13 protein-coding genes and 3 pseudogenes are annotated in these 13,229 nt (G+C 29.1%); 4 read left to right on the forward strand and 12 right to left on the reverse strand.

The annotated features are described in order from the left end of the window. Window positions 1–91: 91 nt before the first annotated feature. From AGR56_RS08150 to AGR56_RS21665, 9 genes and pseudogenes are all read right to left on the reverse strand, one after another. A pseudogene (locus AGR56_RS08150) lies at window positions 92–1,698 on the reverse strand (CTP synthase). A gap of 201 nt (window positions 1,699–1,899) precedes the next feature. Beyond that, the gene (locus tag AGR56_RS08155; protein ID WP_053241848.1) at window positions 1,900–2,184 is read right to left on the reverse strand and encodes a hypothetical protein; all 285 of its coding nucleotides are present in this window, start codon (window positions 2,182–2,184) and stop codon (window positions 1,900–1,902) included. Between the two features lie 263 nt (window positions 2,185–2,447). Next, on the reverse strand, window positions 2,448–2,864 hold the full coding sequence (locus AGR56_RS08160; RefSeq protein ID WP_053241849.1) for a DUF1934 domain-containing protein: 417 nt from the start codon (window positions 2,862–2,864) through the stop codon (window positions 2,448–2,450). A 14-nt stretch (window positions 2,865–2,878) separates the two neighbouring features. Further along, window positions 2,879–3,909: pseudogene (locus AGR56_RS08165) on the reverse strand (D-alanine--D-alanine ligase family protein). Window positions 3,910–4,016: 107 nt separating this feature from the next. After that, the gene (locus AGR56_RS08170) at window positions 4,017–4,370 is read right to left on the reverse strand and encodes a hypothetical protein (protein ID WP_053241850.1); all 354 of its coding nucleotides are present in this window, start codon (window positions 4,368–4,370) and stop codon (window positions 4,017–4,019) included. Continuing rightward, on the reverse strand, window positions 4,349–5,017 hold the full coding sequence (locus tag AGR56_RS08175; RefSeq protein ID WP_053241851.1) for a hypothetical protein: 669 nt from the start codon (window positions 5,015–5,017) through the stop codon (window positions 4,349–4,351). Before AGR56_RS08175 ends, AGR56_RS08170 begins: the two co-directional genes overlap by 22 nt. Window positions 5,018–5,138: 121 nt before the next feature. After that, window positions 5,139–6,005, reverse strand: coding sequence for a GNAT family N-acetyltransferase (locus tag AGR56_RS08180; RefSeq protein WP_198149992.1), 867 nt, complete (start codon window positions 6,003–6,005; stop codon window positions 5,139–5,141). Further along, on the reverse strand, window positions 6,006–6,320 hold the full coding sequence (locus AGR56_RS20775; RefSeq protein WP_198149994.1) for a hypothetical protein: 315 nt from the start codon (window positions 6,318–6,320) through the stop codon (window positions 6,006–6,008). A 123-nt stretch (window positions 6,321–6,443) separates the two neighbouring features. Continuing rightward, a pseudogene (locus AGR56_RS21665) lies at window positions 6,444–6,734 on the reverse strand (GNAT family N-acetyltransferase); the annotation flags it as partial. A gap of 456 nt (window positions 6,735–7,190) precedes the next feature. On the opposite strand from AGR56_RS21665, the gene AGR56_RS08195 reads away from it, so the two are divergent. Beyond that, window positions 7,191–7,403 (forward strand): helix-turn-helix transcriptional regulator, encoded by a 213-nt coding sequence (locus AGR56_RS08195; protein WP_053241852.1) that lies wholly within the window; start codon window positions 7,191–7,193, stop codon window positions 7,401–7,403. Further along, complete coding sequence (locus AGR56_RS08200; RefSeq protein WP_053241853.1) at window positions 7,393–7,788, forward strand: DUF2178 domain-containing protein; 396 nt, start codon at window positions 7,393–7,395, stop codon at window positions 7,786–7,788. The genes AGR56_RS08195 and AGR56_RS08200 overlap by 11 nt, the downstream gene beginning before the upstream one ends. A gap of 395 nt (window positions 7,789–8,183) precedes the next feature. On the opposite strand, the gene ypeB is transcribed toward AGR56_RS08200, so the two are convergent. After that, entirely contained in the window at window positions 8,184–9,548 is a 1,365-nt protein-coding gene (gene ypeB / locus AGR56_RS08205) for a germination protein YpeB (RefSeq protein WP_053241854.1), read from the reverse strand. A 274-nt stretch (window positions 9,549–9,822) separates the two neighbouring features. On the opposite strand from ypeB, the gene AGR56_RS08210 reads away from it, so the two are divergent. Next, complete coding sequence (locus tag AGR56_RS08210) at window positions 9,823–10,983, forward strand: glycosyltransferase (RefSeq protein ID WP_053241855.1); 1,161 nt, start codon at window positions 9,823–9,825, stop codon at window positions 10,981–10,983. Here the strand turns inward: AGR56_RS08210 and spoIIR are convergent. Then, window positions 10,976–11,656 (reverse strand): stage II sporulation protein R, encoded by a 681-nt coding sequence (gene spoIIR, locus AGR56_RS08215; RefSeq protein ID WP_053241856.1) that lies wholly within the window; start codon window positions 11,654–11,656, stop codon window positions 10,976–10,978. The genes AGR56_RS08210 and spoIIR overlap by 8 nt on opposite strands. Before the next feature lie 127 nt (window positions 11,657–11,783). On the opposite strand from spoIIR, the gene AGR56_RS08220 reads away from it, so the two are divergent. Further along, entirely contained in the window at window positions 11,784–12,293 is a 510-nt protein-coding gene (locus AGR56_RS08220) for a hypothetical protein (protein ID WP_053241857.1), read from the forward strand. On the opposite strand, the gene AGR56_RS08225 is transcribed toward AGR56_RS08220, so the two are convergent. Beyond that, window positions 12,256–13,212: a spore photoproduct lyase family protein gene (locus tag AGR56_RS08225; RefSeq protein ID WP_242851377.1), complete on the reverse strand. Its 957-nt coding sequence runs from the start codon at window positions 13,210–13,212 to the stop codon at window positions 12,256–12,258. The two genes, AGR56_RS08220 and AGR56_RS08225, sit on opposite strands and share 38 nt — an antisense overlap. Window positions 13,213–13,229 lie beyond the last annotated feature (17 nt).

The following is a 13,229-nucleotide window of genomic DNA, read 5'->3' on the forward strand; positions in this document are numbered from 1 at the left end:
CTAAAAATCCTTTAATACTTTTCTATTTTAAATACATTTTTCAAATCACTCAAAAAATATACAGGGTAGTTGTCCCTGCATATTGAACATATTATTTTTCTTCATAATCACAAGCTGCTTTTATAAAATCTCTAAAAAGAGGATGTGGTCTATTAGGTCTTGATTTAAATTCAGGATGGAATTGAACACCAACAAACCAAGGATGATCTTTCACTTCTACTATTTCAACTAATCTCTCATCTGGACTTGTTCCCGCAAGAATCATTCCCTTTTCAACAATATTCTTTCTATACTCATTATTAAATTCATACCTATGTCTGTGTCTCTCATATATTACTTGCTCATTATAAGCTTTTGAAGCATTAGTTTCATTATAAAGCTTACATGCATATAAACCAAGTCTCATAGTACCGCCCTTATCATCTATATCCTTTTGTTCTGGCATTAAATCAATTACAGGATATTTTGTCTCAGGATTTATTTCCGAACTATGTGCTCCTTCATATCCAAGTACATCTCTAGCAAATTCTATTACCGCACACTGCATTCCAAGACATATTCCAAAGAAAGGAACTTTATTCTCTCTTGCCCATTTTGTAGCTTCTATCTTTCCTTCTATTCCTCTATCTCCAAATCCTCCTGGCACAAGAACTCCATCTACTCCGTCTAATATTTCATTAACGTTTTCTCTTGTAACATCAACCGAATTCACCCATTTTATGTTTATTGAGGCATTATTAGCATATCCACCGTGATTTAAAGCTTCAACAACAGATATATATGCATCGTGAAGTTCAACATATTTTCCAACAAGTGCTATGGTAACTTCTTTTGATAAACTTTTTAAGTTTTCAACCATCTTTATCCACTCAGAATTATCAGCATCCTTGCATTTTAAGCTTAATTTTTCACATACAATGCTATCTAATCCCTCTTCATGCATCATTAATGGCACTTCATATAAATTCTCTGCATCAAGATTTTGTATTACAGAATTTCCGTCTACATTACAGAAAAGCCCTATTTTGTTTCTTAAATCTTTTGAAAGTTCCTTTTCAGAACGACAAACTATAATATCAGGTTGGATTCCTATACTTCTAAGCTCTTTTACTGAATGTTGAGTTGGTTTTGTTTTAAGTTCACCTGCTTTGTGTAAATAAGGAACCAATGTAACGTGGATGTAACATGTATTTTCCGATCCAACTTCACCTTTGATCTGTCTTATAGCTTCAAGAAAAGGAAGTGATTCTATATCTCCTACAGTTCCTCCAATTTCAGTTATAACAACATCAACATCTTTTTCTTTAGCAACTCTATATACTCTATCTTTTAATTCATTAGTTATATGAGGGATTACTTGAACAGTACCTCCAAGAAAATCTCCTCTTCTCTCTTTTGTAAGAACTGACCAATATACTTTTCCAGTAGTTACATTGCTATTCTTGCTTAAGTTTTCATCTATAAATCTTTCATAATGTCCAAGATCCAAATCAGTTTCCGCACCATCATCAGTTACAAATACTTCACCATGTTGATAAGGCTCATAGTTCCTGGATCCACATTTATATAAGGATCAAACTTTTGGATAGATACCTTAAGTCCTCTATTTTTAAGCAACCTTCCAAGAGAAGCTGCTGTAATTCCTTTTCCAAGAGATGATACAACTCCTCCAGTTACAAATATATACTTTGTTTTCATTAAATTACCTCCCATATAATTTATATTTAAAATTTTCTAAAAATTTAAGTATTTTTTCGTTTTTGTATTGACAATATTGCCTTGAGGGCATATAATAGAAATTACCCTATCATGTATGATAGGTTTCTTATTGCCTTTCAGCACATACATATTATTTTAACACATAAATATACTTTTTTCTACTATTTTATTTTTTATATATTAAATTTTTTCAATCTCATCTTCAAATTCAAAGTACATATCTCTAAATTCCTTGTTTATCAAAAACATCTTTTCAGCTCTTTTGAAGTTGCAATTTATAGTTCTTTTACTAAATGTGGGCATATCCTTTTTTATGAATTCATACCCAACTCCATATTTTCTTAGGAGGAGAAAAAGCATATATTTGCAATTTTTATCTTTTAATAGTTTGCATAGTTCTTTTCTACTTATTCCTTTATATTCACACATTAGTTCTATTATTTTGTCATATCTTCTTTTAATCATTTAAATCACTCCACCACAATAATTGGATATTTTTATTACCAACAAACCATTTATTATGATTATTGACAAAATTTTAGCAATCAAAACAATGGAGTAATGGTATTTTTAAAGTTTAACTACCATTACTCCATTTGAACATAGCATAAGGTACCGAATCAACTATTAAATTATGCATATCTCATAATACCCTAAACATAGCATTTTGAAACATGTATAACTTAAGTTTTCGCACGATAACAATTTATAAACATCAATTACAAAAATTAGATTACTTTAATTTCTATTTGAAGATTAGTTAATTGCTTACTTTGCTTTGATATATTAAGCTCATACTTAACAGAAACTTTACCGCCTTCATCATTTATGTCTATTTGCAATTGTTTTGTGTTTATCTCAAGTTCTAATGTTCCATAAGGAGTATCATATAGCGAAAAAGTTTTCTTATCTTTTTGAAATTCCATTTTAGTTGATGTAGTGCCCATTCTTAAAATAGAAAACTTATCTGGTTTTATTTTAAGCGTAGTTGTAGTACCTTCCATGCCAGATATTTCTGTCTCTTTATAAACAGCATAGTAACAATCATTTCTCTTATAAAATTCTCCTGGAGTTGTTACAGATATGGGCTCGTCATTATTTTCATTTTCTCCACTAAAAACACTTATTATTGCCTTTTTTGCCATATGCTAATATCTCCTTAAGCATTATTTCTTTCAATAGCAAGTTCTATAAGTTCATTTATTAAATCTTTATATCCTTTATTGGTAGCTTCCCATAATTTAGGATACATACTTATACTTGTGAAACCTGGAATAGTATTTATTTCGTTAAGATATATATCTAAAGTATCCTTATCAACAAGAAAATCAACTCTTGCCATTCCTGCACAATCAAGAGCCTTATACACTTCTACCGCAGTTTTTCTAACCTCTTCAAGCTTATCATCACTTAAATTTGCAGGAATTAAAAGTCTGGATGCTGCATTTTGATATTTTGCTTCATAATCATAAAATTCCTTGGCAGGTAATATTTCACCTGGAATAGACGCTTTAGGCTCATCATTTCCAAGAACTGCAACTTCAACTTCTCTTGCATTAATTGCATTTTCTACAAGAACCTTTCTATCATATTTAAGTGCTTCTTCTAATCCTTTTTCTAATTCTTCTCTGTTATGAGCTTTTGTTATACCAACAGATGATCCACTATTAGATGGTTTTATAAACACAGCATAACTTAATTTTTTTCAATATTTTTTATTATCTCTTCTTTTTGCTTTTTATATTCGCTTAAATTTACAATTACATAATCAGCCTGTTTTATATTAAAATGCTCAAGTACATACTTAGTATAAACCTTGTCCATACCTATTGATGAAGACAATACTCCAGGTCCTACACATGGCACTCCAGCAAGTTTACACAGACCTTGAACAGTTCCATCCTCTCCAAAAAGCCCATGTAATACAGGAAAAACAACATCTACTTCTTTATTAAATAACACATCCTGTGCCTTTGGGCTTTTATAAAACTCATTATTCTCCCACTTACCATTTTCTATATCATCTATACTTCCACTATATTCAAACCATTCGCCTTTTTTAGTTATCCCTATTGGATATACTTCATATTTGGTGGGATCAATATTTCTTAAAACGGATGCTGCTGATACTCTTGAAACTTCATGTTCTGTTGATTGTCCACCAAATAATATAGCTATTTTCTTTTTCATGTTATCGCTCCTTTAAATTTATCTTATACGTTATAGTTTAGTTATTTATTTCAATTTTAGCAACTGTTATTTTAAATAGCAAGAAAGAAACTATCTGAATACAATATTTAGTAGTATCCTTTTTCATTATCAAAGAAAAGAATTGCTTCACATTCTTTGTATTGCTTGTTCATTGACTCCGTTTCCAAATATGTCATAAATATATTTTCAATAGGTACTGTCCTTTTAATCACATACCCATTTTTATATTTATTATTTTTATCTAAATCAGCAAAGGATAGAGCTACCTCTAAACTAAATGTCCATGATGTAAGAGATTTTTCATAGCAATTTATCCATTCACGCTCAGTAGACATTCCCCTATATAATATTACCTCATCAATATTTAACATCTTAAAGTAGGATCGTACATACGCAATACGATTAATTATATATTCTATTATCCTTTTCTCTCCACCCATATTATCAAATATTTTTCATCTCTTAATATCTTATTTTTATAGTTCACAATTCCTAATTTAGCGAGAATTATCTTTATTCCTTTAAGCCATTCTGAGTTTGGATTTAATACAATTTCACTTGATGTCTTTTCTTCTATGCAATCCATTTCTATTGACTTCATATATCGTTTTATATCTTTGATAAGCTCCTTATTTCCCTCCTCGGAATTTAAATTCATAGCTTGTTCAATTAATAATTTATTTGAATTATCTTTAAACCAATTAAGAATATTTCTTTCAACAATATTTATCTTTTCTTCTACCATTTCTTTTTTTATTATATCTGCTTGTATAACTATTGATTTATTAAAAAAATTAATTTTTTCAGTTATTCTATCTACAGCTTCCATATCTAGCTCTTCAGAATTCTTTAAAATTTGAAATGACTTTATATCTTCAACAGGTAAGTCCCAGTAATTTCCTTTATCCTCAAAATCAATAATTCTCCATCTAAACATTGCTGTATCTTCAAAATAATCCTCTATATATCCTGGAGTTCTTCTTCCATCTAATAATCTACATTGATTTTTTTTCACAATATATTTAACTTCTCCATTTACAAATTCATCATCTGATAAAGAATTTATATTAAATTGATGAATACCCATGTAATCATCTCCCCCTTTATATGATCTGCAATAAACTTATTGCCTATTTAAAACAACATATAAATTCTAATGTTATTCTTTATTTGACCACGAGTCAGTAAGCAAATTGTAATTTTTACTTTTAATTCCATTGTCCTGGGAATCTTAATTTTTGTAGTTGAGGAAACTTTTTATTATAATGTTCCACTTCTTTCTCCGAAAGATTATCAAAAACTTGGGATTCAAAAAATTTTCCTTTTATGTGTTTCATACTACCCTTTGCTAATTCAAATCCCATAAATGCATCAAAGTTTTTACCATCAGCAGTTGTAATATTAAAATTATCACATGTTTTAAATCCTATTCTAGGATAATAATCTGGTTCTCCAAAAATCACAATTCCTTTATACCCTTTATTTACAGCTAACTTCATCGTTTTTCTTAATAACAGTTCACCAACTCCGCATCCCTGCCATTTAGGAGCTACACAAAGAGGTCCAAAGGTTATAATTTTATGTATATCTGTCCCATCAGCAACTTGTGCTTTTGAATACATTATACATCCTATTACCTCTCCATCCTTCACTGCTATTCTGCTTAGCTCTGGAAGATAGTCTTTATCTTGACGTAATTTATGTACAAGGTAATGTTCATCACATCCAAGATGATGCTTATTCCAAAATGCATGCTGTACCATTAACTCTACATTATACCAATCCTCCGTTGTTTCCATTCTAACTTCTATTTCTTCATCATTTAATCTTTTCTTTTTTTCTGGAAACCATCCAAATTCTAACCTTACTTCTTTTCTTTGTAAATCATCATTACTGTAGCAGCAAGTATCCATACCAATTAAGCTAAAGCCTTCATGCTGATAAAAATCTACTGCATTAACGTTACAAGATTGTGTTTCTAGCATAATAGCACGACGACGTTCCCTTCTTGCTTGTTCCTTTGCCATTTTAATTAATGCATGACCTATTCCTTGCTTTTGATATTTTTCTGCCACCTAAAGTTCTGTAATTCTTAAACGATTAGACCATACTTCTTGATCAGTTTCAATTGCAGCAACTAATTCATCATTAACTAAAACTCCCCAAGCATAAGCCTTCTCCCAGTGATCTTCATATAACTTATCTGAAAAATCATATTCTTCTGGTGTATGAGTTACTGGCTCTATAAAGTCTTTCTTTTCTATCTCAATAGTAAATCCTTTATCCATTCTATTTACTATAACATCATAATATTTATCTGTTTTATACTTTATTGGAATTATAGTTCCCTTCCATTTATCTTTTGGTAAATGTATAATTTCATATTCCATAGCTTTTATCCTTTCTTCTTATGGCGCTTATTTTATCAATTGTAAATTTATTATATTCTATTAAATTTTAACCACTTTGTATATAACATTGATATTACAGCAAAATTGAAATTTGCCTATATTCTATAGTATCTTTGAAAAAAGGTATGCTCTTTTTTCAAATCCAATTGATTCATAGAATTTATGAGCACCTTCTCTTTGAAAACCTAAGTCTAATTCAAATCTTTTACAGCCTAATTCTTTGGATATTGGGCAAGCCTTATCAATTAAACTTTTGCCTATTCCTTGTCCTCTATTTTTCTCATCTACAATCATTCCATAATCATATGCAATAATCCCTTCTTGCCAAAAGTTATTTGCGATATAAAATGCTGAAAATTCAATTACTTTTCCATTTTCAACTGCAGATAAGTAATAATCAGTATCTGTAGCTAACCCTCGTTCAAATACTTACAATAACGCTTGTTTATGCAATTCTTTATTTGGCCATAATTGAGTAAATAAATTATAAATTTCATTTCCAATTTATCCTATTATATAAAATTATAACCATTTTGTATATAACTAATATATAACTTCCAGCTTATTCTTTAACCTTAACTGAATTTAATACAATAAAAATAAGCAACTGATATGCTAAAAAAAATTAGTACATCAGCCAGATTTATTTGAATTTTAGAAACTATTATTTTAAATGATAAAAAAAAATGTATTTAATTAACATGTTACCAATATCCTCAAATTTACGGAAAGCTTACTTGACATTATACTTTATATGGACTACTATAAGTGTAAAGTTAGCTTTCCATTTTTATAAATTCTTAAATAAAAAACACTTTATAAATATTAATTCCACTAAGAGGTGAAAATTTGAAAAACAAGCTTAAAGAAATACGAAAACAAAGGAACCTAAGCCAAGAAGATCTTGCAAAGGCACTTGAAGTATCGAGACAAACAATAGGTTCACTTGAAAATGGTAGATACAATCCATCAATTATTCTTGCATTTAAAATCGCAAAATATTTCAACATGAATATTGAAGATATTTTTATTTATGAGGAGGATGATTTAAATGAAAAATAATAAGGAACTCGATTCAATATTTCTAAGTTCGATTATGTTCACTTTATTTTTTTCGGTCATTGGAATTTTTGATTTGTTGACTATGAAAAATGGATATTGGGTATGTTTTATCATAGCTCTTGTATCCTTTTTATTGTTCGCATATTTATTAAAAAAATCTAAAAACAATACAAGTGAAAGATTTAGCGATGAAAGAAAAGAACTTATAAGCTATAAATCTAAAGGTGCAAGTTTTGATATACTTTGGGGACTTATCGCTGTACTAAGTTTTCTAGTTAGTAGTAACAAAGTAAGCCTAAACTCTACTTCTATACTTTTAATTTTATGTGTTTCAGGATTACTAATACAGCTGTGTAATTATTTTATTTATAGATCAAAATATTAAAATGCAGCTAACTATACTGATTTAAGTAACTTCCATGTCTTACAATCATTTTCTATAGTAAAAAAATCATTAACTTCTCCTAATTCTTCTATAATAAATAAGTGACCATTGCACTAAAAAATTAATACAGTGGTCATATTATTTATCATTTCAAAGATTAAGGTTATAACATCATTTAAATGCTTTTTCGTTCAGCCAGCTGAACATCATAGTACATTTTTATATAAATTCAAAATTATATTATAGCGGGGACTAGTTTTGGGTTCTCAAATCACATGGGCTTCGCCCAAACCCCCAGAGCTTAATAAGACTAATTTTTAAGTTTTCACTTTAATATAAAAAGTAATATTTTATTGTTCTCAAATCACATGGGCTTCGCCCAAACCCCCAGATGTTTACATTGTTAATTTTCCATTTGGGGTATTTCTAATTTGGAGAATTCTTGTTTCATAGCCGGTTTGAGCATTTATATATACTATAAAATCATCGCCTTTATAGCTTCCGGAGAATTCGTAACATAGAACCTCTTTATTTGTTTCAGTAGGAACTATTGCTGTCCTTACACTTTTAATGCTTAATCTCTTACCAACTCTTTCTCTAGCCTTTGCTTCGGTTATTTTTGGTGATGGAATAGTTCTATTATAATTTGATTTAAGATATTTATCAGCTTCAAGACCAACTACATTTCCATCATCCATGGATACTTTTAGCTTTATCATATCAGGATATATAAGCATATTGTCAGTGCTGTTTACGTAGCTTATAACGGCTACATTATTATAATTAAGCACATAAGTTGGGAACATATTTTTATATCCTATTTTATTTAGATATTTTCTTCCTATTTGAGAAGCAGTGTTTATATCCATAGTTGCCTTTCCTGCAACCCTATTATCAATAATAGACAGCATTTTTCCACCATTTTGACTAACTTCACAGGTTATCTTTTCCGTACCTTTATTTCTTCCAACCATATACACATCAAACATGTATGTAGGTATTGTTCCATTTCCATCACTTTTTCTTTCTATCCTTTTTATTCGTTTAGCACCAATCGCTTCTTTAATAACAGTTTGAGCCTGGGCTGATGATACCTTTTTTTGTGAAAGTACTCTCGGTTTAACATTCATATTATTATCTGAAAACGGACCATCATAAACCAATGAAGGATATTGCGCTGCCTGTTTTTGTATTCCTTTAAATTCATCAGAGACACTTGGTGTACTAGTAGATGCTAAAACGCCACTAGCTTTTTGTCTAATTTCTCCCCATTTTACCCTTCCAGCATTTATATCATTTTGAACAGACTTAAGTTGATTCTCAAGATTATATGATTGAAGCTTAAGGTTTTCAACTTGAGCCACATCACTATTGCTGAGTTCTCCACCTCTTGAAATTTTATTTCCTAGAACATAAGAAAAATCCCCAAGCTGTGATAGAAATTTACTTGTAGCTCCAAGTTTATCTTGCGATACTGGAAGAGAGTGAAGCTTATCATTCGCGACAGCGGAATATCTAAATATTTCATCAAAAACCACTATATCCTGTTCCCTCGAACCAAGCACAGGTACCTTAGCTAAATTATTCCCCACATTTTCAACAGAATTTATAAGTTGATACATATTTTTATTATATTCTGCTTGAAGATAATTTCTATAATCCATTCTTTCAAGTGTCATTAAGATTGCAAACGTAGTCGAAAAAACAACTATAATTGCTGTAGCTGCAGTGTATAAAATTCTTTTTGTACTATCCTTCATATCAATTCACTCCTATAAATTAATATAGATATACTGCCTAAAATCAGCTATAAATTACACTAATACTAATTTGAATTTCTTAAGCAATACATCTTATAATAGTTATAGTTTTCATTTTTATTGAAATAATATACCTATATAAGTTAAAATAATTAGGAAAAGTGTTTATAATTTATGTCATATTATATATAATTGAAGTACAGCAAAATAAGTATGGATAAACATTAAATATTATTTTTATCCAAAGACTAATATTTAAAGGGTGAATTTTATAATGAAAGTTTTAATTCTTTCTGTTTCAGCTGGTGGTGGTCATAGACACGCTGCATTTGCGTTAAAAAACTATATAATGCAGTATGAACCAGACTCGGAAGTTAACATATTAGATACTATAAAATATATAAATCCATTTTTAGACAAAGTAATTATTGGTGGCTATCTTAAAACCATAAAAGTTTCTCCATCACTTTTCGGTAAGCTTTACAATTACACGGAAAAAGATGATAATTTAGCATCTTTAAGCAATAAATTAAATGAATTTTTAGCATATAAACTTCTTCCAAAAATTGAAGAACTTAATCCAGAGATAATTGTTTGTACGCATCCTTTCCCAATGGAGATGGTTTCTATATTAAAATCTAAAGAAGTACTTGAAATCCCTATGGTATGCATGCTTACAGACTATGCTCCCCACAGTTTCTGGATACGACCTAAAGTTGATTCATATATAGTTTCAAATTCAGATATGGTAGAAGAAATGGTTAAAAGAGGAGTAAAAAGAGAATGTATTCATGATATTGGAATACCTGTTGATCCTGATTTCATGAAAAAATTTGATAGAAGTACTACTCTCAAAGAATTAGGTTTAGATCCAAATAAAAAAACTTTAATGATAATGGGTGGAAGCCTTGGAATGGGAAAAATAAGTGCAATTTATGAACAGCTTTCTGTATCAAATATAAATATACAACTTATAGTGATTGCTGGTAATAATAAAAAACTTTACTCTAAACTAATAGAATTAAAGGAAAATGCAAAGATAGAAACAAGAATACTTGGATATACAAAAGATGTTAATAAATATATGCAAGCTTGCGATTTGCTGCTTACTAAACCAGGCGGTTTAACCATAACAGAAGCACTATTTTGCCATATCCCAATAGCATTGTTTTCTCCTATACCGGGACAAGAAGAAAAGAATGAAAGCTTTTTGCTTAAGCACAATCTTGCCGTACGCCTTGAAGATGGTTCAAACTGTACGGAAATAATAAGAAATATAATATCTTATCCTTCAATACTTGAAGCAATGAAAACCAATTGTGCTAAGTTTTCAAAGCCTTCAAGTGGTAGAGATATATATAACTTACTTTCATTATTAATACACGAAAAAAAAAATAAAGAAAGCGCTTTTAGTGCAGATTTAAAATTTAATTAATATCTGCACTTATTTTCTTAGCTATTGATTTTAATTCTTCAAGTATTTTAAATTTAACTTTTATATTATTATCTTTTTTAGAGTTATTAATGGTATCGAATTCTTTTTTAGTAAGAACCTTTTTCATCTCATTAAGCGTCTTTTCCTCTTCAACCTCGCCTTTTGTAATATCTGTAAAACACAGTGGAGGAAACATAACGCACCACCAATTATGCCCATCTGCTTTGCCAATAAGCACCCTATAAGCTTCATACTTCCCCTCTGGAAGTATAACATCACCATAACTTTTAACCGGGAACTCAACTTGAGCCAATTCCGTCCTAACACCATAATTATAATTATTTTCTTTTATAACCTTTTCTGCAATATTTTTAATGTTGTCATCATTTTCAATAAGAACCTTCCTTGCCTCATCAATGTTTTTGCAATTCTTAAGCTTAGAAGACATATATCCTATAACTTTATCCTTAACTTTAATTTTTAGTTCCTGATCCTTATCAGAATCACTATTAGCAAGAACATGAAATCTTATTAATTTTTTTGCAATATCTCTTTGAACATCACTTGACTTTTGATACGTTCCAGCCGATGCATTAATGCTTGTACCAAAACATTCATTTAAAACACAAAACAATAATACAAAGCTTAAAAACATAAAAAATACTTTTTTCATTTTATTTTCCTCCACACCTTATAGATACTTATACCTTTATTGTTGTCCAATTTATATCTTTTTATACATTGTAATTATAAAAAGGTTAATTGTGTCAATAATATTAATATTGAACGGAGGTTTTATAATGAAAAAATTTTTGTTATTTAATCTTTTTAATTACGATATACATATAATTAAAACTTACGTATGCAGCATTAAATTCTTAAAACCACTATTTTTAAATAAATCTGAGGATGAAAAAAGCAGCGTTATAGCTTGTATATTTTCAATTACACTTTTTGAAGTATCCGTAATATTTGAAATTATAAAATTAAGAAAACTATTGATACCTTACATCTTATTGTCAATTTCTATGTTACTTTTTCCAACCCTTTTCTATATTTTGATTAAAGTCTATGAAGTTGTGCTTCTTAAAAACCCCGAATTCATATTATATCAAATGAGAGAAGGCGACAATATTCGTATGCTATCAGAGGAGTTTTTTCCGGAATGTACCTGTGAAAAGGTTTGTAAAATTATTATAGCAAAAAATAAATTATCGAAACCGCCTATGACAGGAGACTTAATATTAATTCCTATAAAAAAAGAAAGAAAAGCTATAAAAATACCTTTCTTTCATCAACGTAATTTTTAAAAAGTTTTGCAACATATTTTTCAATTTCATCACAATTTTCATAGGTTGAATAGTCATTTATTTTTACAAACCTGTGAGCAAATATATTAGAATATGGATCAAGTTTTCTCATTCTTTTTAAATGCTCATTTTTAACCCTAAAGGCACCTATATTTATATCTCTTATTTTGTTGCTATCTAAAGCTGTAAAAATATTATCAACAAATTTTCTATATACGTCTTTAAAGTTAGCTATTTTCATTATAGGTTCAATTGAAAGCCTAACTTGAACTCCTTTTTGAGTTGCCAACTTTATGCTGTTAAGCCTTGCATTCAAACTAGGAACTTTCAATTCATATTTTTTTATAACCTCATCAGGTAAAATAGTCCATGCGAATATAACATTATTGGGTATGCACATATCTTTTACAGCTTTAAAATTTGTACTTTTAGTTCTTACTTCTATAAGAAGATTTTTATTTTTCACTGCTGCTTCTATCCACCTTCTAACAAATCCCGTTACATTTTCAAATGCTAACAAATCTGAATCATAGGATATACACAGATAAACTTTTTTATCTTTACTTTCTTCAACGGCTTTATTTATAAAATCATCTATATTTGCAAATATAACTATATTTCCAGACTGATACATTCCTTTAAGATAACAATATTCACAACCATATGCACAATTAAGTATACTTGATGAATAGTAAAAATTTTCTTGTCCAAAGTCCTCACACATATCAGAGCCTTTATATAGAAAATTATTATGCTCAACAGCAAGTATTAAATTTTTGAGTTCTTTTTGAATATTATAATCCTGCCTTGCTCTATTAAATACATCTTTATAATTTTCTATGTACACTATAGTGCTATTTTTAAACTTGTCCAATATATTTCTTGTGACATTAAAATTAACTGCTGATTTTTTCAACATATATATGAGAAAATGAA

Origin of the sequence: Clostridium sp. DMHC 10 (assembly GCF_001270375.1) — a bacterium.
GTDB classification, from domain to species: Bacteria; Bacillota; Clostridia; order Clostridiales; family Clostridiaceae; genus Clostridium_S; species Clostridium_S guangxiense.

Bases quoted from the DNA above. Each gene is read 5' to 3' on its own strand.
- AGR56_RS08170 (WP_053241850.1), bottom strand. From the start codon at position 4,370: ATGGGTGGAGAGAAAAGGATAATAGAATATATAATTAATCGTATTGCG.
- AGR56_RS08160 (WP_053241849.1), bottom strand. From the start codon at position 2,864: ATGGCAAAAAAGGCAATAATAAGTGTTTTTAGTGGAGAAAATGAAAAT.
- AGR56_RS08200 (WP_053241853.1), top strand. From the start codon at position 7,393: ATGAAAAATAATAAGGAACTCGATTCAATATTTCTAAGTTCGATTATG.
- AGR56_RS08155 (WP_053241848.1), bottom strand. From the start codon at position 2,184: ATGATTAAAAGAAGATATGACAAAATAATAGAACTAATGTGTGAATAT.
- spoIIR (WP_053241856.1), bottom strand. From the start codon at position 11,656: ATGAAAAAAGTATTTTTTATGTTTTTAAGCTTTGTATTATTGTTTTGT.
- AGR56_RS20775 (WP_198149994.1), bottom strand. From the start codon at position 6,320: ATGGAATATGAAATTATACATTTACCAAAAGATAAATGGAAGGGAACT.
- AGR56_RS08210 (WP_053241855.1), top strand. From the start codon at position 9,823: ATGAAAGTTTTAATTCTTTCTGTTTCAGCTGGTGGTGGTCATAGACAC.
- ypeB (WP_053241854.1), bottom strand. From the start codon at position 9,548: ATGAAGGATAGTACAAAAAGAATTTTATACACTGCAGCTACAGCAATT.
- AGR56_RS08220 (WP_053241857.1), top strand. From the start codon at position 11,784: ATGAAAAAATTTTTGTTATTTAATCTTTTTAATTACGATATACATATA.
- AGR56_RS08175 (WP_053241851.1), bottom strand. From the start codon at position 5,017: ATGGGTATTCATCAATTTAATATAAATTCTTTATCAGATGATGAATTT.
- AGR56_RS08225 (WP_242851377.1), bottom strand. From the start codon at position 13,212: ATGTTGAAAAAATCAGCAGTTAATTTTAATGTCACAAGAAATATATTG.